This window comes from Eubacterium sp. BL-380-WT-2B (genome assembly GCF_009696115.1).
GTDB classification, from domain to species: Bacteria; Bacillota; Clostridia; order Eubacteriales; family Eubacteriaceae; genus Eubacterium; species Eubacterium callanderi.
Genome location: NZ_VUMP01000003.1, coordinates 134,093 through 151,993 on the forward strand (window position 1 = coordinate 134,093; position 17,901 = coordinate 151,993).

22 protein-coding genes are annotated in these 17,901 nt (G+C 57.1%); 15 read left to right on the top strand and 7 right to left on the bottom strand.

The window, feature by feature from the left end; all coding sequences use genetic code 11:
• Positions 1–4 precede the first annotated feature (4 nt).
• The 3 genes from larC to FYJ53_RS06760 all read left to right on the top strand — a co-directional run bounded on the left by larC (position 5) and on the right by FYJ53_RS06760 (position 2,308).
• On the top strand, positions 5–733 hold the full coding sequence (larC, locus tag FYJ53_RS06750; RefSeq protein WP_013379764.1) for a nickel pincer cofactor biosynthesis protein LarC: 729 nt from the start codon (positions 5–7) through the stop codon (positions 731–733).
• 402 nt (positions 734–1,135) lie between these two features.
• Positions 1,136–1,885 (top strand): GNAT family N-acetyltransferase, encoded by a 750-nt coding sequence (locus tag FYJ53_RS06755; protein WP_013379767.1) that lies wholly within the window; start codon positions 1,136–1,138, stop codon positions 1,883–1,885.
• Positions 1,886–1,906: 21 nt separating this feature from the next.
• A complete protein-coding gene (locus tag FYJ53_RS06760) occupies positions 1,907–2,308 on the top strand; it encodes an SRPBCC family protein (protein WP_013379768.1) in 402 nt (133 codons plus the stop codon).
• Positions 2,309–2,368: 60 nt separating this feature from the next.
• Here FYJ53_RS06760 and FYJ53_RS06765 read toward each other — a convergent pair whose 3' ends face one another.
• The 7 genes from FYJ53_RS06765 to FYJ53_RS06795 form a co-directional block, all read right to left on the bottom strand.
• Complete coding sequence (locus FYJ53_RS06765) at positions 2,369–2,854, bottom strand: winged helix-turn-helix domain-containing protein (RefSeq protein ID WP_154557237.1); 486 nt, start codon at positions 2,852–2,854, stop codon at positions 2,369–2,371.
• A 15-nt stretch (positions 2,855–2,869) separates the two neighbouring features.
• Positions 2,870–5,530: a magnesium-translocating P-type ATPase gene (gene mgtA, locus FYJ53_RS06770; RefSeq protein ID WP_013379770.1), complete on the bottom strand. Its 2,661-nt coding sequence runs from the start codon at positions 5,528–5,530 to the stop codon at positions 2,870–2,872.
• A 111-nt stretch (positions 5,531–5,641) separates the two neighbouring features.
• Positions 5,642–6,325: an MgtC/SapB family protein gene (locus tag FYJ53_RS06775; protein WP_013379771.1), complete on the bottom strand. Its 684-nt coding sequence runs from the start codon at positions 6,323–6,325 to the stop codon at positions 5,642–5,644.
• 41 nt (positions 6,326–6,366) lie between these two features.
• A complete protein-coding gene (locus tag FYJ53_RS06780) occupies positions 6,367–6,561 on the bottom strand; it encodes a conjugal transfer protein (protein WP_013379772.1) in 195 nt (64 codons plus the stop codon).
• An 18-nt stretch (positions 6,562–6,579) separates the two neighbouring features.
• Complete coding sequence (gene mgtA / locus FYJ53_RS06785; protein ID WP_013379773.1) at positions 6,580–9,342, bottom strand: magnesium-translocating P-type ATPase; 2,763 nt, start codon at positions 9,340–9,342, stop codon at positions 6,580–6,582.
• Between the two features lie 51 nt (positions 9,343–9,393).
• Positions 9,394–9,705: a DUF3784 domain-containing protein gene (locus FYJ53_RS06790; protein ID WP_013379774.1), complete on the bottom strand. Its 312-nt coding sequence runs from the start codon at positions 9,703–9,705 to the stop codon at positions 9,394–9,396.
• 462 nt (positions 9,706–10,167) lie between these two features.
• Positions 10,168–10,764, bottom strand: coding sequence for a TetR/AcrR family transcriptional regulator (locus FYJ53_RS06795; RefSeq protein ID WP_013379777.1), 597 nt, complete (start codon positions 10,762–10,764; stop codon positions 10,168–10,170).
• A 125-nt stretch (positions 10,765–10,889) separates the two neighbouring features.
• Here FYJ53_RS06795 and FYJ53_RS06800 point away from each other — a divergent pair, with 125 nt between their 5' ends.
• The 12 genes from FYJ53_RS06800 to FYJ53_RS06855 all read left to right on the top strand — a co-directional run bounded on the left by FYJ53_RS06800 (position 10,890) and on the right by FYJ53_RS06855 (position 17,761).
• On the top strand, positions 10,890–11,981 hold the full coding sequence (locus tag FYJ53_RS06800) for an alpha/beta fold hydrolase (protein WP_013379778.1): 1,092 nt from the start codon (positions 10,890–10,892) through the stop codon (positions 11,979–11,981).
• Between the two features lie 246 nt (positions 11,982–12,227).
• On the top strand, positions 12,228–12,785 hold the full coding sequence (locus FYJ53_RS06805) for a DUF6431 domain-containing protein (RefSeq protein ID WP_013379781.1): 558 nt from the start codon (positions 12,228–12,230) through the stop codon (positions 12,783–12,785).
• Between the two features lie 82 nt (positions 12,786–12,867).
• Entirely contained in the window at positions 12,868–13,677 is an 810-nt protein-coding gene (locus FYJ53_RS06810; protein WP_050814045.1) for a Rha family transcriptional regulator, read from the top strand.
• Positions 13,661–14,320 carry a hypothetical protein gene (locus tag FYJ53_RS06815; RefSeq protein ID WP_013379783.1) on the top strand — a complete coding sequence of 220 codons (660 nt, stop codon included), beginning with the start codon at positions 13,661–13,663 and terminating at the stop codon, positions 14,318–14,320. Before FYJ53_RS06810 ends, FYJ53_RS06815 begins: the two co-directional genes overlap by 17 nt.
• Positions 14,308–14,532 carry a hypothetical protein gene (locus FYJ53_RS06820; protein ID WP_013379784.1) on the top strand — a complete coding sequence of 75 codons (225 nt, stop codon included), beginning with the start codon at positions 14,308–14,310 and terminating at the stop codon, positions 14,530–14,532. Before FYJ53_RS06815 ends, FYJ53_RS06820 begins: the two co-directional genes overlap by 13 nt.
• Positions 14,529–14,771, top strand: a complete 243-nt coding sequence (locus FYJ53_RS06825) for a helix-turn-helix domain-containing protein (protein WP_013379785.1) — start codon at positions 14,529–14,531, stop codon at positions 14,769–14,771. Before FYJ53_RS06820 ends, FYJ53_RS06825 begins: the two co-directional genes overlap by 4 nt.
• Positions 14,772–14,810: 39 nt before the next feature.
• Positions 14,811–15,044 carry a hypothetical protein gene (locus FYJ53_RS06830; protein ID WP_013379786.1) on the top strand — a complete coding sequence of 78 codons (234 nt, stop codon included), beginning with the start codon at positions 14,811–14,813 and terminating at the stop codon, positions 15,042–15,044.
• Positions 15,045–15,085: 41 nt separating this feature from the next.
• Positions 15,086–15,322, top strand: a complete 237-nt coding sequence (locus FYJ53_RS06835; RefSeq protein ID WP_013379787.1) for a DUF2922 domain-containing protein — start codon at positions 15,086–15,088, stop codon at positions 15,320–15,322.
• Between the two features lie 4 nt (positions 15,323–15,326).
• A complete protein-coding gene (locus tag FYJ53_RS06840) occupies positions 15,327–15,893 on the top strand; it encodes a D-Ala-D-Ala carboxypeptidase family metallohydrolase (protein ID WP_013379788.1) in 567 nt (188 codons plus the stop codon).
• Positions 15,894–15,982: 89 nt separating this feature from the next.
• Positions 15,983–16,459, top strand: a complete 477-nt coding sequence (locus FYJ53_RS06845) for an SAM-dependent methyltransferase (protein WP_013379789.1) — start codon at positions 15,983–15,985, stop codon at positions 16,457–16,459.
• A gap of 91 nt (positions 16,460–16,550) precedes the next feature.
• On the top strand, positions 16,551–17,150 hold the full coding sequence (locus tag FYJ53_RS06850; protein ID WP_013379790.1) for a flavodoxin family protein: 600 nt from the start codon (positions 16,551–16,553) through the stop codon (positions 17,148–17,150).
• Positions 17,147–17,761 carry a DUF6434 domain-containing protein gene (locus FYJ53_RS06855; RefSeq protein WP_013379791.1) on the top strand — a complete coding sequence of 205 codons (615 nt, stop codon included), beginning with the start codon at positions 17,147–17,149 and terminating at the stop codon, positions 17,759–17,761. Before FYJ53_RS06850 ends, FYJ53_RS06855 begins: the two co-directional genes overlap by 4 nt.
• Positions 17,762–17,901 lie beyond the last annotated feature (140 nt).

The following is a 17,901-nucleotide window of genomic DNA, read 5'->3' on the forward strand; positions in this document are numbered from 1 at the left end:
ATTCATGAAAATCGTGTATTTTGACTGCTTTGCGGGCATCAGCGGCGATATGACCCTCGGGGCCTTTCTGGACTGCGGCGTGAGCCCGGAGACCCTGCGGCAGGAGCTTGAAAAGCTTGGCCTGCCTGGCTTTCACCTTGAGATTGAAAAGACAAAAAAGCGGGGGATCACCGGCACCAGCTGCCGGGTGGCCGCCGGCCGGGAGGAGCACTGCCACCGCCATTTTGCGGAGATTCAGGAGATGATTGAAAGCAGCAGCCTGGACGCGCCGGTCAAGGCCACAGCCCTGTCCATGTTTGGCCGGGTGGCAAAGGCGGAAGGAAAGGTACACGGCGTACCGCCCGAAAAGGTCCATTTCCATGAGGTGGGGGCCGTAGATTCCATTGTGGACATTGTGGGCGCGGCCATCTGCGCCCACGCGGTGGCAGCGGATAAAATTCTGGCCTCTGCGGTGAACACAGGCCAGGGCTTTGTGGCGTGCGCCCACGGCGTCCTGCCAGTGCCGGCGCCAGCCACCGCCGAGATTCTGGCAGGCTCAGGCTTTGAGGTTTACGCCCGCTGCGCCGGGGGCGAGGCCGTGACGCCGACCGGCGCGGCCATTCTGGCAGAGCTGGCCAGCCCCGCAGACGGTTTTCCCGCCATGCGTATCCACCGGGTGGGCTATGGCTTTGGCGAGCGTGAGTTTGAGGTGCTTAACGCCCTGCGCGTCTTTATCGGCGGGGACGAGGCTTGATCGCTCCACGCCTGAGTCGTCCAGTAACGATCTTTAAAAACCTGACAGACATTGTCAGGTTTTTCAGAGTGTAGACAAATGTTATTATGAAGAGGTGAAGCGTTAAAGGGAGGATTGTTTAATGGAGAATGAAGAATTGAGAATGGAGAATGATTGACCCCTTTTTCTGACGAAAAAGCGATTGAAACAGCGGCCTTTGGCCGCAAATCCAATCAAAATGCACAGCATTTTGTTCCTCTAATTCTCCATTCTGCATTCTCAATTCTCCATTGAAATTGCCTCTTGCTTTAACTTTACAACCACATTTTGACTTTTCGACACCCTGAAAAACCTGACAGACATTGTCAGGTTTTTTTGGTATAATGGTACAAAGAGCCAAAAGGCAAAAGAGGGAGGAAATCAATGAGTGAAGCGTATCTTAATCTGACAGCCGAAAACCTGGACAGCCAGCATGTGTGCTGTGCCATAGCCGACAAAAAGCATCAGTGCGGTGTGGCGGCAAAAAAGAAATGGCTGCGGGAGCGGCTGGACGAGGGCCATGTTTTCAGGAAGCTGGATGACCGGGGGAAGGTCTTTATCGAGTACGCGCCCCTCGAGACTGCCTGGACGCCGGTGCTGGGGGACAACTACCTGTATATCTACTGCCTGTGGGTGGCCGGGTCTTTTAAAGGAAAGGGCCACGGGGCCGCGCTGCTGGACTACTGCATCGAGGACGCAAAAGCGCGCGGGAAATCCGGTGTGTGCGTGCTGAGCGCCAGAAAGAAAAAGCCTTTTATGGCAGATAAGAAGTTTTTTATGAAATATGGTTTCGAGACCGTTGACACCACAGACGACGGCTACGAGCTTCTGGCCCTGTCCTTTGATGGGAGCCTGCCCCGCTTTGCCCAGAATGTCAAAAAACAAGCCATTCCGGGCAAGGAGCTGACCATTTACTACGGTATGCAGTGCCCCTTTATCCCAAACTGCGTTGAGCAGGCAAAGGGCTACTGCGAGGCCAACGGCATCCCTCTGGAGCTGGTGGCCGTGGACAGCCTGGAGGCCGCCAAGGCAGTGCCCTGCGTGTTTAACAACTGGGCTGTTTTTAAGGACGGACGGTTCGAGACCGTCCACCTGTTAAACGAGGGCCAGCTGAAAAAACTGCTGGCCAAATAGGCGTTAGGAAAGGAGACAGAGATGGCAAAAGCAAAGCTGAAAATTAGTTTACCCTGCAGCGTCTCCGCCCTGTGGCGGGTCGTGACCGACAATGAAAACAGCGGCTGGCGCAGCGACCTGAGCCGGATCGAGGTTCTGGACGAAAGGCGGTTTGTGGAGTACACCGCAAAGGGCTACCCCACCTTTTTTACGATCACAGCCCTGGAGCCCTGTAAGCGCTATGCCTTTGATATGGAAAACGGCAATATGAAGGGCCGGTGGGAGGGCCTTTTCAGCGAGGAGGACGGCCAGGCAGTCTTAACCTTTACCGAGGAGGCCGCGCCCAAAAAGTTTTTCATGCGCGCTTTTATCGGCCCCTACCTGAAAAAGCAGCAGGCCCGGTACGCGGCCGACCTGGAAAAAGAGCTGATGAAAGAAAAATAAGCGCAAAAAACAGCGTGTGGAAGAACCTGTCCGCGCGCTGTTTTTTTGCGCGTCCGGCTTTCAGGAGCGCGGGTCTGTAAACTTATAGCCAATGCCCCAGATGGTCAGGATAAACTCTGGCGCGTCGGGGTTGGGCTCAATCTTTTTCCGGAGCTTGCGGATAAAGGCCATGATGTTGCTGTCGGCCATGAGGTAGTCCTCGGCCCACACCGCCTGGTAGATCTGCTCCTTGGTAAAGACCTCGCCTTTGTTTTTAGCCAGAAAGTGCAGGATGTCAAACTCCTTGGGGGTCAGGCCGATCTCTTTTCCGTCGTAGAGCACCCGCCGGCTTTTGGGGTGGATCTCAAGGGCGCCGGCGTAGATGCCGTCGTCCATGAGGCCGGCCAGGCCCAGCACAAGGGTCGCCGCGTCACCGTCGAGGAGGTCACGCAGGCCCTGGCGCAGCTCCTCGGCGTAGGCAGACTGGACCGGCAGGGTCTCCAGGGCCTGGTACAAAGACTGGGCAAGGGCGGAATCCATCATGATAAAGCTTGCGTTTTTTTTCATCTGGGTTCCTCCTTTCTAGATCAGTTCGCCGTATTTCGCGGTGTAGAGCCGTTTCAGCACAGTGGTCAGCAGCATGTAGGCCGCCACGACAGCCAGCAGAAAGCCAAAGTAGCGCGGCGGGAGGATGGTCAGCCCCAGCACGCTGAACAGCGGGGTAAAGGAAAGCCCGGTGAACAGCAGGATACCGGCAACGGTGATGAGCATGACCGGGGCAGAGGGCCGGCTCTGCAGAAACGGGATTTTTTCGGTGCGCAGCATATGCAGGATGAGCACCTGGGTCCACATGGATTCTAAAAACCACCCGGTCTGGAATACCGCCATGTACTGGAGCTGCAGGGCCGGGTCGGTGAGCTGGGTATAGAGCAGGCCGCCGGTAAGGGAGGGGCACAGCACAAAGTACAGAAACAGAAAGGTGATCCCGTCGAACAGTGAGCTGATGGGCCCGAAAAACCCCATGAACCGCCCCAAAGTTTTTCCCGACCAGTCCCTGGGGGAGGCGCAGGCCCCACTGTCCACGTGGTCCCAGGGAAGCACAATGCACAGGGTGTCGTAGAGCAGGTTCAGCAGCAGGAGCTGGATGGCCGCCATCGGCAGAAAGGGCAGGAAGGCGCTGGCAAAGACAATGGAGAGTATGTTGCCAAAGTTTGAGCTGGCGGTGATTTTGATGTATTTGGTCATGTTGGTAAAGGTCTTTCGTCCCTCCAGAATGCCGGCCTCCAGGACGTTCAGATCCTTTTGCAGCAGGATGACGTCCGCCATGTCCTTTGCCGCGTCCACGGCGGTATCCACCGAGATGCCAACATCGGCCTGGCAGATTGCCGGAATATCGTTCGTGCCGTCGCCCAGAAAGCCCACGGTGTGGCCGTTTTCCTGCAGAGACTCCACGATCCGCACCTTCTGGCTCGGGCTCAGCTCGGCAAAGACAGCGGTTTTTTCCGCGGCGCGGCGCAGCTCCAGGTCGGACAGGGCGTCCAGCTCTGTGCCGGTGAGCAGGCTGTCTGCGTCGACGCCGATCCGCTGGCAGACCGAGCGGGCGATCTGCTGATGGTCGCCGGTCAGGATTTTGGTCTGGACCTGCAGTGCTCTCAGCCCGGCAATGGACTGGGCCGCGGTGCGCTTGGGCGCGTCAAAGAACGCCAGATAGCCCATCAGGATCATGTCCCGCTCGTCGTCTGTGGTGACATGGCTCTGGCTGTTCAGGTCTTTCCGGGCTACAGCCACCACCTTCATGCCGTCCTCCAGCATCTCGGCCACCACCGCGTCCAGGCTGGCTCGGCCGTCCCGGGTAATGGGGCGGACAGCGCCCTGGTACTCCACAAAGGCACAGCGGGAAAAAACCGCCTCCACATCGCCCTTCATGACCAGGGTATGCCCGCCGCTGCCGGCCAGGAGGATGCTGGCGTACTTCCGGTTATAGTCAAAGGGAATCTCATCCACCTTTTGGTACTGCCTGGCCAGGGCGGCGCAGGCGTCCCCTTTTCCCGGCATGGTCCGGCATTCCAGAATCGCGGCGTCGATGGGGTTCCTGACGCCGGAGTGGTACAGGCTGTTGAGGTAGGCGAAGCGGAGCACCGCCTCGCTCTCATTACCCAGGATATCCATGTAATATTCCAGGAGGATGCCCGCATTGGTCAGGGTACCGGTTTTATCCATACACAGGATATCCATGCTGCCAAAGCCCTGCATGGCGTTGATGTCCCGGATAATGGTCTGCTTTTTTGACATGGCGACGCTGCCCTTTGCCAGGCAGGAGGTGATGACCATGGGCAACATTTCCGGCGTGAGCCCCACAGCCACTGAGAGGGCGAAGAGAAAAGCCTCCACCCAGCTGCCCTTGGTGACGCCCGCGGCCACAAAGACAATGGGCACCAGCACAGCCATAAACCGGAACAATACCCAGGCGATGGAGGCGGCGCCCTTTTCAAAACTGGCCGGGGACAGCGCGTCCGGCCCTTTAAAGCTGCCGTACAGGGTCTCCCGCCCCACAGCCAGCACTGTGCCCTCGCCCTTTCCGCTGATGACGGTGGTGCCCATAAAGACAAGGTTTTGATATTGGGAGAAGGCCATCTCCTCCTGACAGCTGTAAACCCGGCTGTCCTTTTCCAGGATGCCGCTCTCGCCAGTGACGGCCGACTGGGAGACAAAGAGGTCCTCGGTATGGGTGAGGCGTATATCCGCCGGGACGCGGTCGCCGGCAGCCAGGAAAACATGGTCGCCCACCACCAGCTCCTCGGCGGGGAGGGCGAGGCGCACACCGTCCCGCTTTACATCCGCATGGGTGTGGACCAGCCGGTCGAGCCGGTCATAGGCGCGCTTGGAACGCAGCTCCTGGGTCAGGCGCACGGTGCCGCTGATGAGGATCATCACAGCGATGATGACCACTGTGCCGGTGTTTCTGGGGGAGCTGCCGCTGTACCAGAGGTCAGTGGCCAGGGCGACCAGGCCCAGCACAAACAGGATCACCGTAAAGGGGTTGACAAAAGCCCGGCGGAGTCGGGCGCTCATGGCCTCGGCCTTTCCGGCAACCCCGGTGTTGGCCCCGTATTTTTCCTTCATGGCGCCGATCTGGTCTAGCCGCAGCCCGTTTTTGGTGGTGCCCAGGTCCCGGTACAGGGCGGCGGCATCGGAGTGGGCGTATTTTTTGATCCGTTCATTTAAGGGCGATGTTTTTTTCAAGGGAACACCTTCTTCCTGAAAATTTCATTTTGCTGGTTCCTATTGTAGCACACCTTACATGTAAAAATTCTTGCGATTTCTTGCGATTAAAAAAGCCGGACATAAGCCCGGCTACTGAACCTGCTCCCACTTGGCGGAAACCTTGTCCTCATTTTTCAGGCAGCTCGTGGTGATCTGCTCAATGACAGGGATGGGGTTCCGGTAAAAGCAGGTGTATTCTGCGATGATCTCGATGCGGCCGCCGGGCAGGTCGTTGCTGTCCAGGCTTACCAGGTACATTTTCCGGTTCCGCACCGCGTTGATGAGGTAGCTGCGCAGGCGGCCCTCATACCGCTCGTCGCACACAACGGATACGGTGTAGCGGTTGTCCGTCTCAGAGAAATTGACCAGCGGGTAGATCCGCCTGGCCACCGGGCGGGAGAGGATATTGGCCGCTATGAGGATCAGCGCTGCCACCAGGGCGAAAAGGATTCTGCCGGTTGCCAAGAAGCAGCCCACCGCCGCAGTGCACCAGAGTGTGGCGGCAGTGTTGAGCCCCTTGACGTTTCCGCCCTCCTTGAAGATGACGCCGCTGCATAAAAAACCGACCCCCGAGATAATGTAGCTCTCGATACGGCCGATGTCGGAGTAAAGCTCGATCACCATGGGAAGCTGTAAAAACAGGCAGGTTCCCAGGCAGATAAGAATATTGGTCCGGATGCCGGCAGGGTGCCCGGTGAACTGGCGCTCCAGTCCAATGATAAAGCCGAGCAGCAGCGCGACGCCAAGACGGAATACAAAATCATAGATGTTCATCGTGACACCCCCTTCGGTTGTTATTTCAGAAAGCCGCAGGCTTACCGCGGCCGGCTGTGGGCGCGGGCCTGCGCGGCAGACTGCACCGCCTGTTTTTGAGGCTTAAGGCCCCAGAGCACTGCGTTCATTACAACCACAGCCAGCAGGCAGACCAGCATGGCGGCCCAAAAGCCGAGGTTGACGCCCAGCAGCTCCGTAGTGTTAAAAAGGCTTAACCAAAGCATATTAAAGTTCATCATCATACTCCTTTCGTTTTAGAGAAGGTCCCCGAAATGCCGTACATAGGCTTTTTTCACACTGGTGGCAAGGCACATGTACAGGATAATGCATGGGGCCAGGTAGGCAAAATAGAGGGATGGCAGCGGCATGAAGCCCAGGCTCGCGCCAAAAGCGGTAAAGGGCAGGGCTGTAACCACCCCGCACCCGATAAAGGTAAGCAGGGTAAGGCCCGCGGAGGCCCGGCTCTGGATAAAGGGCAGCTTGTCGGTGCGGATCATATGGATGACCATGGTCTGGCTCCACATGGATTCCACAAACCAGCCGGCCTGGAACAGCGCCGTATAGTTTATCTGCATCTGGGCCAGCTCGGCGCCGGAGAAATGGGCCGCCAGGTCATTGTACAGGACGCCGCCGGATATGAACATGGGGCAGAACACAAAGTACATGACGGCATAGGTGGTCCAGTCGAAGATGGAGCTTGTGGGCCCGAGCCAGAGCATAAAGCTGCCCACCGATGAGGCGTCCCAGTTGCGGGGCCGTTTCAGAAAGTCCTCGTCCACGTTGTCCCAGGGGATGGCGGTGCAGGTCAGGTCATAGATCAGGTTTAAAAAGATCAGCTGCGCGCTCTGCATGGGTAAAAAGGGCAGCAGGGCAGAGGCGGCCAGCACCGAGAACATATTCCCAAAATTTGAGGAGGCCGTCATCTTGATGTACTTGTTCATGTTGGCGTAGGTCTTGCGCCCCTCGATGATGCCCTGCTCCAGGATCATCAGGTCCTTTTCAAGGAGGATAATGTCCGCGGATTCCTTGGCAATGTCCACCGCGCTGTCCACAGAGATACCGACGTCGGCCGATTTCATGGCCGCCGCGTCGTTGATGCCGTCACCCATAAAGCCGACTGTATGGCCCTTTTCGCGCAGCACTGTGACAATGCGGGCCTTCTGGTCGGGTGAGAGCTTGGCGAACACATCGGTGCGCTCCGCCATCTTTGCCAGGGTGAAATCATCCATTTTGTCAATGTCGGAGCCCAGGAGCAGGTTGTTGATCTTAAGGCCCACCTGGCGGCAGATAAACTGAGTGACCTTTTCGTTGTCCCCGGTCAGAATCTTGGTAGTCACACCGTATTCCCGCAGCGCCTTAATGGCCGCGAAGGCAGATTCTTTTGGCGGGTCCAGAAAGGCAAGGTAGCCCATGAGCACCATGCCGCACTCGTCCTTCACGCCAAAGGTGCCCACCGGCGACGGGTTTGTCTTCTGGGCGACAGCGATGACCCGCATGCCGTCGTTGTTGTAGGCGTCGACAGTCTTCAGGATATTTTCCCGGATTTCGTCGGTCAGCGGCTCAACCCTGCCCCTGTACTCCGCAAAGGCGCAGATCGAGAGCATTTCCTCCACCGCCCCCTTGGTGACCATCTGGGTCTTGCCGTTTTTGTCGCTGACCACAGTGGAAAGGCGGCGGCGGGCGAAATCAAAAGGGATTTCATCCACCTTGGTGTAGGTTTCGGACAGGTCCGTCAGCCTTGGGTCAGAGGCTTCCTCCTCCTCGGTCTTGCGGATAATGGCGTGGTCCATCAGGTTTTTATACCCTGTCTGGAAATAGCTGTTGAGGTAGGCGTGGCGGAGCACCCGGTTGTCCTTATTGCCCATCACGTCCAGAGAATACTCCAGCACCACGCGTTCCTGGGTCAGGGTGCCGGTCTTGTCGGTGCAGAGAATATCCATGGCCCCGAAGTTCTGGATGGCGTTCAGGTTTTTGACAATGGTTTTTTTCTTGGACATGGACACCGCGCCCTTGGCCAGGCAGGTGGTGACGATCATGGGCAGCATTTCCGGGGTCAGCCCGACAGCGATGGAAATGCCGAAGAGGAAAGCCTCCAGCCAGTCGCCCTTGGTCAGCCCGTTGATGACAAAGACCACGGGTACCATGACAAACATAAAGCGGATAAGCACCCAGGAGATGGCGTTGACGCCCTTGGTAAAGCTTGTTTCCACAGCTTCCCCCGCCACAGAGGAAGCCATGGAGCCAAAGAGCGTGTCGTCACCCACAGAGATGATGACCGCGGTGGCGCTGCCGCTGATGACATTGCTGCCCATAAAGACAATGTTCGTATAGTCGGTGACGGTGCCGGCTGTGCCGTCGCAGGCAAGTGGGGTTTTTTCGGTGGGTTCGCTTTCGCCGGTCAGGGCCGCCTGGCTGACGAACAGATCCTTGGCGTGGATAATCCGCGCGTCCGCGGGGATCATGTCGCCGGCGGAAAGGTGGATGATGTCCCCGACGACGGCCTCGTCCAGAGGGATCTCCTGGGTGGCGCCGCCCTCGCGGTCAACGGTGCAGGTGGTTGTGATCATGCCCAGCAGCTTTTCGGCCGCGCTGCCGGAACGGGATTCCTGAAAAAAGCGCAGGGTTCCTGAGATCAGAACCATGGTCAGAATAATGACGACAGTCTGCAGGCTGAAGTCATCCGGTGAATTCTGGATAAGCGGCAGAATAATGTCGGTGATCGCAGACACAAAGGTAAGGCAGAATAAAATGGCAGTAAAGGGGTTAATGAAGGCTTCCGCCAGCCTTCTCGGCAGTGTTTTCTTCTTTTCATGGGTGACTTTGTTGTTACCATAGGCGCTGCGGCTGGCGGTCACATCCTTTTCCGTCAGGCCCCCCAGCGTGGTATTGAATTTTTTTAAAACCGCAGGGATTTTGCTGGCCGCTGCAAAATGGATGACTGCGCTGGCCTGTTCTCTGCGGGCAGCGCTGTCAATTCTCTTTTTTACAGCTCCGTTGTTTTTTTGAATCCTGTTCATGGGTCCATACCTCCTGATAATAATGGTGCGGTGCGTGAATGCAGGGCTTGCTTACTCCGATTTGTACCAGCCTGAGTGGTTGATAAAAGCAATATCAAGGCCGGTCAGGATAAACCAGGCAATCATGCACCACATGAACGCAGCGTGGTGGAACGCCGGGTTAAGGCCAGCGGCCAGAAATACAGCGCTGGCAGCGCCCACCACACATCCGATGTTCCGGCTGAGCCGGTCAATGCGTATTTTGCTTTTTTCACGTTCGGACATTCTCTGCCAGACGTTGAGCCAGCCAGGGGTCAGCCCGGCGAAAAAGGCGGCTCCGGCCGCCAGAAAGATCAGCCCGAAAATAATGCAGTATAGGTTCATTGGTGCCACACTCCTTCTGTGTTTCTGGGAAAGACTGAAAAAGGGCATAAAAAAACCACCGCCTTATGCCGCTTCAGCGCATATCCCTTCATTTCCGAAAGCTTCCTGGGGTTTGGGTATGCAACAGTAAGTGGAAAACATAAACGATGGAAAACAGATTATGGAAAAAAGGCAGAGGTATCAACACCCGGAGGGCAGTCTGCCGCCTGGGGATACGGCGGGCACGCCGCCTGCCCGCAGGCCTGCTTTTCTGATCGTTTTGTCGGTTCCGCTGTTACTGCAACTGTCCAAGGTGTTTCATCTCCTTCCGTTAATTTCTTAAGCTGTGCCCGTAAGCACTCTAACAGTATACGTACAGCGGCTATAAAATCCTATGGTTAAAACCTTGCGATTTTCTTGCCAAACCGCAATATTTGACAAAAAGAAAACAGCGCACAGACAATAAAACGCTGTGCGCTGTTTTCAGGATAGGGTATAGAAAAAGTCCAGGCTGCCCGGCTCGGCGCCGAGGCCGGCCTCAATCAGGGACGCTGTGGCCCGGAGCCTGTGATCAAGCTGCTCGGGTGTCCAGTCAAAAATACCGGGGTCGAGCAGAAAACAGAATACGGACAGAATAATCTCACCGGTTTCCTGGGGCAAGGGGCAGGTAAAGCTTCCCTCCAACACGCCCTGGCCGATGATCTCCGCCACAATGGGCGAGAGGCCAGACAGGATTCGGGCCAGAGATTTCTGATGGATACAGGCATTTTGAGGCAGATGCAGGTAGCGGTCGAAGTCAGTCGAGGTCTGGAGACTGCGGTAGGCCTGGTACAGGGCCTTGAGCTTTTCAGGCGCTGTGCCGCCATTTCTGGACACCAGATCGCGGCACCGTGCAATATTATCATCATAGGTGCGCTCTACCAGCGCGTCAAAGACAGCTTCCTTCGATTTAAAATAGTAATAAAGCCCGCCCTTGGCTATGCCTGCACGTTTGGCAATATCGCTCACCGAGCAGGCAGCGCCTTTATCCTCAGCCAACAGCTCTTGCAGGGTATCCAGGATCAGATCCCTTTTTCCCATAATAAACACCCCTTTCTTTTAGATTATCATAACATAATCCGGCCAAAAATAAAACTTGACCATCGGTCAAAAAGCTGTTATGATAGAGAAAACTTGACCGCTGGTCAAAAATTAAAGGAGAAAAAATGGCAGGGTTAAAAAAGAGAACAGGCATCCAAAAAGCCGCATGGGCAGCAGTGGTCATGATTGTATTGATGGGCGGCGGCGCCTTTTTAAGTCAGCGTCTTGCACATTCGCCGCCAATCCGGGCCGAGGAAGGGCAGGAGAGAAAAGCCGCCATTGCTGAGCTGCGCGCTGTTGAACTCAACGACCGCAGGCAGTGGATCAGCCTGCGGGGAGAGAACCGGGAGAACCCGGTGCTGCTTTTTCTGGCCGGGGGGCCGGGCGGCACACAGATGGCGGCTGTCCGTCACGCCCTTTCTGCGCTGGAGGAGGATTTTGTGGTAGTGAACTGGGATCAGCCCGGTGCGGGAAAATCCTATAATGCGGCCCCCATCCAAAGCCTGACCGTTGAGACCTACATTGATGACGGCGCCGCCCTGACCAGCTATCTTTGCCAGACCTTCAATAAGGAAAAGATCTATCTGGTAGGAGAATCGTGGGGGAGCGCCCTGGGAATCATTCTGGCCGCTGAGAACCCGGAACGCTATCACGCCTTCATGGGCACCGGGCAGATGGTGGCCTTTCTGGAAACTGAGAAGCTGGATTACGAAAAATCCCTCGAGCTGGCTCAAGCCCGGGGTGATGAGGGTAAAGTGGAAAAATTGAGGAAAAATGGCCCTCCGCCGTATTATGGAGAGGATGTTACCTGGAAAAGCGCCGAGTACCTCGGGGATCTCGGCGATGCCATGAACCAGAATCCCGAGGTCGAAAACCCTGGCTATCACACGTTTCGGGATATCTTCTCACCAGAATACGGCGCTTTTGATAAGGTGAACTACCTGCGGGGCATTGTTGATACCTTTAACCAGGTTTATCCCCAACTGTACGACACCGATCTGCGTGAGGACTACCCAAAACTGGAGGTGCCCGTCTACTTCCTGACTGGAAGGCACGACCTTAACGCGCCCACTGCCCTGGTAGAGGATTACGCCGCCAGGCTCGAGGCGCCCCACAAAGAGATCATCTGGTTCGAGCACTCGGGCCACAGCCCGTGGATTAATGAGAGCAGCAGATTTGTCGAAGTTGTGCGCGGCGTTGCAGCCGCCTGGCCGTAAAGCCGTCTGCGCTGGAATAAAGAAAAATGACCGGAAGAAAAACTCAGCGCATAAAAAAATCGAGACAAAACAAACCGAATGTGATATAATATCCCTAATAAAAAAACAGTATTAAAGTGCTAAAAGCACCAAAATAAATAGTGGTTTCCGGGACACATGTCAATCAACCGGCACACAGACGCTCAATGGGCGCTGTGTGCCGGTTTTTTATTGCCTGCGGCGTCCGGGAGCCCGGGGAGGAAGAATATGCTCATATCCAAAGCGCAGATTATGGTGAGGGGGGAGACCAGCGGCAGGGACTGTGAAGCCGGGCAGCTCCTGAAGATTGTTTACGAGGAGATGCCGGACTGTCCGCGGTGCAGCGCGCCCATGAGCGTCCGCGACCACTTCTGGCGCGTGGTTATCGGCATGGACGGCGTCCGGAGGAAAATACGGCCGCGACGCCTGGTCTGCACCTGCGAGACCTGCGCGCTGCACACCCGGCCGCAGCGCAACCTGCCCCAGGGGGTTGTGCCCGGCCGCCAGTACAGCGCTGAGGTGCACCAGGCCATCGCCGAGGGCCGCCGCGATGTGCCCTGCGCTCCAAACACCATTCACCGCATTTACAGATGGCTCCTGAGCCTGGCTGTTTTTGTGCTGTCCTGCGGGCTTTTTATGCCCGATTGTGAAAACGTTAACGAAGTGGATGGAAGAGCGCAGCATCCCCTGGAGCGTCTGAGGGATAAAGCCGGAGGCGGTGAGCAGTGGTTTGCCCGGGTGGTGGAGAGGGCCGCCGGCCGGGGCGGGGGTTTGCACTGGGTTTAGGATGTGATTGACATAGGAATAGGGTAAACTCACGGTATCATCTCAAAAAGATGAAATTTCTGATGATTGAGGAGGTACAATGATGAAAACCCAAAACAAAGGTCCGGAAACATCCCGCGGCCTTGTTCATTGTGCAGAAAATTCAAAAACGGACAAAGAGATTGCGGTCACCCTGTGGGAAAACCGCCCTGTGGTAGGGAGCCGGCAGGTGGCCCGGGACTTTGAGCGGGCCCACAAGAGCGTGCTGAGGCGTATTACCCTGCTGAGGCGGGAGACATCGGCACAAAATTGCGCCGATCTTTTTATGAGCTCTACTTATGTCGACCAGTACGGAAGAACACAGAAGGAATACCTCATCACCCGGGACGGCTTTGCCCTGCTGGTCATGGGCTTTACCGGCGCCCAGGCCCTTTCCTGGAAGCTCCGGTACATCCAGGCTTTTAACGCCATGGAGGAACAGCTCCGCAGGCAGGCGCTCTCCATGCCCCAGGATAAGGCCCTGCTGGCCGCCGCGGTGCTGGAGGCCGAGAAGGTCATGGCCGGGCTGCGGGCAGAGGCCGACTACGCGAAGCGTGTCCTTGACAGCACGGCCCTCATCCCCATCACCGGCATCGCCAAGGATTACGGCATGACCGCGGATTTTATGAACCGCCTGCTCCACAGTCTGGGCGTCCAGTTCAAAAAAGGGAAGCGCTGGTATTTGTACGAGGCCTGGCAGGACGCAGGCTACGCGGCCACCAACACCGACACCATCCGCAAAAAAGACGGCAGCGTCAAGGTGGTGGAGAGCCTGCAGTGGACCCAGAAAGGCAAACGCTTTATCCGCGGGCTGCTGGCCGAAAATAACATCTACCCTGTACTGGAGCGTGGCAGCCATGAACTTTGTGACTGAGTTTCTGAGCTTTATGGCCTGGCTCATGGCACGGCCGCGCAGGTCTTTAGAGGTTCTGGGCCTCTGGGTGTACCTTTTTATCAAAAACAACGCCGCCGCCGTCCAGGACGAGGACGGCAGCTGGTACTGGCCTGTATGGTTCGAGGTGGACAGCAGCGCGCTGCGCGCCTTCATGGACGGAATCTCCTCGAAACGCCTCTGGGAACTCCGGCAGGAGCTCATCCGGTATTCCCGGCTGGAATACCAGAAGGCTTCCGGCGGCGCCCCCGCCCGGTACGCCCTGATTCCCTTCGACACCGGGCTGCGGCAGGTTCGCCTGAGTTCCGCAGCCCATTCCGGCAGTGGTTTCTTCTGGAAGCCCGCCGCGGAATGCAGTGGAAACCCGGCGGGATTCCACCCGGAACGCCCTCGGGAACAAAACCGGTTTTCTTCTGATTCAGATATAAATAATAAATATATAAATACAAAGAGTATTCCAGGGTATGCGGACACCAACCCCAACGGCTTCAACATTCCGCCAAAGCTTACCGAGGAGGAAGAGCGCCAGCTTGAGGCAGCGTATCCCGACCCGGTCGAGCGCTTCTGGGCAGGCATGGCCCTCCGGGATCAAAAGGCAGAGGAGGAGAAAGCATGGGAATTTTAAAGGACCGCTACGCCGATCTCTACGGCGAGCACTTTTACGTATCGCCCGAGTACACCGCCTATGACTGCATGGCCGAGGGCACCCTGCGCTGCACCATCAGAGCCCGCACCCTGGAGGAGGCCGAGAGCCTTTTTGCCGAAGAGCTGGACCGGGCAGAGGAAGATCACCCAGGCCTCCAGCTCCGGCTCCAGTGGGTGGCGGAGGACGAATGAAAGACTTTGGCCGCTGGGTGCGGGAGCAGCGTCTGGAAAAGGGCCTCACCCAGCCCCAGCTGGCCGAAACCACCGGCCTCAGCGTCAAGACCATTTTCAGGGCCGAGCGCGGCGATGCCGTGAGCGCCTATACCCGGGAGCAGCTCACCGCCTGCCTGGGCGGCTTTGGCCCGGAGAACACCGGCCAAACCGGCCAAACCGGGCACTTTGTACTGTCCATATACCGGGCGGTTTTATGATGCTATACTGAGAACATCAAAACGAAAGGAGAGATGCAGATGGCTTATGAACGCGTTGCACTTAAAAACGAGCTTAAGATGAACCTGAACTACGGCGAAGTCGGCGGCAAGATCAAGAAAAAATTAAAGACCATCGGCGGCGTCACCACCGATGAGTCCGTGGCCACCACCGAGGCAATCGTAAAAACCGGCAAAGCACTGGGGACCTTAATGACCCCCATTGTGGAAAGCATCAACAACGCCATGTATTATGACAACCGCGAGGTCGCATAAGACAGCGGCTTTAATAAGAATCAATGGAAAGGAGACAGTATATGGAGACAAGTACCAGCAAAACCCTGGAACTGGAATTTCTGTTAGATAACGGCGATACCGATACCATCAGCCTGCCCGACTATCTGGAAGACGTGACCAAAGAGCAGATCATCGCCGCGGCCGACATCGTCATCGCCCAGAACATCTTTCAGCCCGGCGGCGCTTCCTACCAGAAGCTCAGAAGCTACGAATTTGTGGACAAAACCGTACGGAAAGAAGAACTGGTAACCGTGTAAAAACATGAACGTAAAAATAAAAAAACAGGTGGTCCTGCTGATTTTAGCAGCCATCATGGTAACATCGGCCTGCTTTTTAGCAGGCCAGATGCATCGGGCGGGAGGTGCGGCCAAAAGACCAGAGACAGAAACCGCCGCGTCAGAGCCGCCAGAGCCCTTACCGCCGGAAGCCCAGAACGCCGGGCCAGAGGAAGCCCCAATGCCCCCGCCAGAGCCGGCCCCCCCGCCGGCTCCGGTCATGGCCACTGCCCATTTCGCCCGTGACGAGTACCGGTGCGACTGCGCAGGCTACTGCGGCGGGTGGCCCTGCGAGATGAACCCTGCGCTCCTCGATAAGATCGAAGCCCTGCGCTGCGCCTGCGGGTCGCCGGTTATCATCACCTCCGGCGTGCGGTGCGAGGCGCGTAACGACGAGGTGGGCGGGGTGCCCTGGTCCTTCCACAAACGGGGCGACGCGGCGGACCTGTACTGCCCGGGCGTGCCGGTGGGTGACCTGGCCCAGATGGCTCAGGCGCTGGGCATGAATGTGCTGCCCTATTACGGGAGCGGCTATCTCCATGTGGAAATCTGAGGGACAAAAAATAAAATCCGCCCGGGCCTTGACCTTGACATGATGTCATGGTTTAAACTGGAGGCACAACAAATAAAGGAGGTCACACAGTGAACCAGTTTACAGTAAAGCCCATCGGAACCGTCAATATTAACGAAGAGGGGATGTTTATCCGGCTTGAGCCAGCCTACATTCCGGCCCTGCGGGGTCTGGAGGGCTTCAGCCATATCAGCCTGCTCTTTTGGTTTGACGGCTGCGACACCACCGAGGCCCGCAGTGTTCTCGAAGCCCCCAGCCCCTATAAGGGATCGCCCGAAGTCATGGGGATTTTCGCCACCCGGTCACCCGCACGGCCCAACCCCATCGCCCTGGGCACTGCCCAGGTTATCCGTATCGACCACGCGTCAGGCGTGATCCAGATCGCCTACACCGACGCCGCCGACCAGACCCCAGTACTGGACATCAAGCCCTACACCCCAAGCCTGGACCGGGTCGAAAATCCCGCGGTGCCGGACTGGTGCAGCCACTGGCCCAAAAGCCTGGAGGAATCCGGCGGGTTTGACTGGGAAAGCGTGTTTAATTTTTAAGGCAGAAAAGACCGGCTTCGCGCCGGCCTTTTTTATTTGGCCGATGGACGGCAGTGCCGGGGTGTGTTAGAATGGGAGATAGGAGGAAATTATGAAAACGTGTATATTACAGGGAAGCCCCCGGAAGCATGGCAACACAGCGCAGCTGCTGGCGCCCTTTACGGAGGAAATGGAAAAAAATGGCTGGGACTGCGGGTCCATAAGGCTGTATGACCGGGATTTAAAGCCCTGCGTGGCCTGCCGGCGCTGCCAGAAGGACTGGCGCATTTTCGGCTGCCCGCTGGAGGACAACATGCAGGAAATCTTTGACGCGGTGCTCGGGTGCGACCTGCTGGTGCTGGCCACGCCCATCTATTCATGGTACTGCACCCCGCCCATGAAGGCAGTGCTGGACCGGCTGGTTTACGGCATGAACAAATACTACGGCGAGGAGAAGGGACCCTCTCTGTGGGCCGGAAAACACCTGGCCCTCATCACCACCTGCGGCTACAGGCCCGAAGCCGGTGCCGACCTCTGGGAGGCCGGGGTGACACGGTATTGCCGGCACTCCCAGCTGCGCTACGCGGGTATGCTGGCCGAAAGGCACATGGGTTATGGGACTGTTTTTATGGATGCGGAAAAGGCAGAGCGTGCCCGGGCCTTTGCCCAGGGCCTGTGCGGCCAGGCCTGGGCGGAAGGGGGAGCGGTATGAGTGAGCGCCCCGATTTGGATAAAAGCCTGGACAGTAAAACATTCCGAAGCTATTACTACCTGAAGGAAGAGCTGACAGCCTTTTGCAGGCAGAACGGCCTGCCGGTTTCCGGCGGAAAGCTTGAGCTGACCGAGCGCATCGCCTGTTTTCTGGACACAGGCAGGGTGACGGCCCCGGCGGCCAGAAGCCGGCCGGGAAAAACGCGGGAGGGCGCCATTACAGAGGAGATGGCCATCGAGCCGGATTTTGTCTGCTCCGAAAGGCACCGGGCCTTTTTCAAGGAGAAGATTGGCCGCGGGTTTTCCTTTAACGTGGTTTTCCAGAAGTGGCTGAAGGCCAATACCGGAAAAACCTACCGGGACGCCGTCGCCGCCTATGATCAGATTTTAAAAGAGAAGAAAAAGGGAAAGACGGCCATTGACCGGCAGTTTGAGTACAATACCTATATCCGGGATTTTTTCGCGGACAACGCGGGCAAATCCCTGGAGGAGGCCATTGTCTGCTGGAAGTATAAGAAAGGCATTCCCGGCCACAACCGCTATGAGCAGGCAGACCTTGAGGCCCTGTCCGGCGGGGAGGCAGCCAAAAACAGAGAGGAGCGCAAGCCATGACTGTAAAACGCCTGAAAATTGAGAACATCCCCGCCCTGCTTTAGGGCTGTCCGGCGGACAGGGTCATCATCGCTGTTCACGGCAGCCAGTCCCACAAGGCCGATGAGCCCATCCGCATACTGGCCGAAAACGCCGATAAC

Coding starts and splice junctions, on each gene's coding strand:
- larC (WP_013379764.1), top strand. CDS start 5: ATGAAAATCGTGTATTTTGACTGCTTTGCGGGCATCAGCGGCGATATG.
- FYJ53_RS06755 (WP_013379767.1), top strand. CDS start 1,136: ATGAGTGAAGCGTATCTTAATCTGACAGCCGAAAACCTGGACAGCCAG.
- FYJ53_RS06760 (WP_013379768.1), top strand. CDS start 1,907: ATGGCAAAAGCAAAGCTGAAAATTAGTTTACCCTGCAGCGTCTCCGCC.
- FYJ53_RS06765 (WP_154557237.1), bottom strand. CDS start 2,854: ATGAAAAAAAACGCAAGCTTTATCATGATGGATTCCGCCCTTGCCCAG.
- FYJ53_RS06775 (WP_013379771.1), bottom strand. CDS start 6,325: ATGAACATCTATGATTTTGTATTCCGTCTTGGCGTCGCGCTGCTGCTC.
- FYJ53_RS06780 (WP_013379772.1), bottom strand. CDS start 6,561: ATGAACTTTAATATGCTTTGGTTAAGCCTTTTTAACACTACGGAGCTG.
- mgtA (WP_013379773.1), bottom strand. CDS start 9,342: ATGAACAGGATTCAAAAAAACAACGGAGCTGTAAAAAAGAGAATTGAC.
- FYJ53_RS06790 (WP_013379774.1), bottom strand. CDS start 9,705: ATGAACCTATACTGCATTATTTTCGGGCTGATCTTTCTGGCGGCCGGA.
- FYJ53_RS06795 (WP_013379777.1), bottom strand. CDS start 10,764: ATGGGAAAAAGGGATCTGATCCTGGATACCCTGCAAGAGCTGTTGGCT.
- FYJ53_RS06800 (WP_013379778.1), top strand. CDS start 10,890: ATGGCAGGGTTAAAAAAGAGAACAGGCATCCAAAAAGCCGCATGGGCA.
- FYJ53_RS06805 (WP_013379781.1), top strand. CDS start 12,228: ATGCTCATATCCAAAGCGCAGATTATGGTGAGGGGGGAGACCAGCGGC.
- FYJ53_RS06810 (WP_050814045.1), top strand. CDS start 12,868: ATGAAAACCCAAAACAAAGGTCCGGAAACATCCCGCGGCCTTGTTCAT.
- FYJ53_RS06815 (WP_013379783.1), top strand. CDS start 13,661: ATGAACTTTGTGACTGAGTTTCTGAGCTTTATGGCCTGGCTCATGGCA.
- FYJ53_RS06820 (WP_013379784.1), top strand. CDS start 14,308: ATGGGAATTTTAAAGGACCGCTACGCCGATCTCTACGGCGAGCACTTT.
- FYJ53_RS06825 (WP_013379785.1), top strand. CDS start 14,529: ATGAAAGACTTTGGCCGCTGGGTGCGGGAGCAGCGTCTGGAAAAGGGC.
- FYJ53_RS06830 (WP_013379786.1), top strand. CDS start 14,811: ATGGCTTATGAACGCGTTGCACTTAAAAACGAGCTTAAGATGAACCTG.
- FYJ53_RS06835 (WP_013379787.1), top strand. CDS start 15,086: ATGGAGACAAGTACCAGCAAAACCCTGGAACTGGAATTTCTGTTAGAT.
- FYJ53_RS06840 (WP_013379788.1), top strand. CDS start 15,327: ATGAACGTAAAAATAAAAAAACAGGTGGTCCTGCTGATTTTAGCAGCC.
- FYJ53_RS06850 (WP_013379790.1), top strand. CDS start 16,551: ATGAAAACGTGTATATTACAGGGAAGCCCCCGGAAGCATGGCAACACA.
- FYJ53_RS06855 (WP_013379791.1), top strand. CDS start 17,147: ATGAGTGAGCGCCCCGATTTGGATAAAAGCCTGGACAGTAAAACATTC.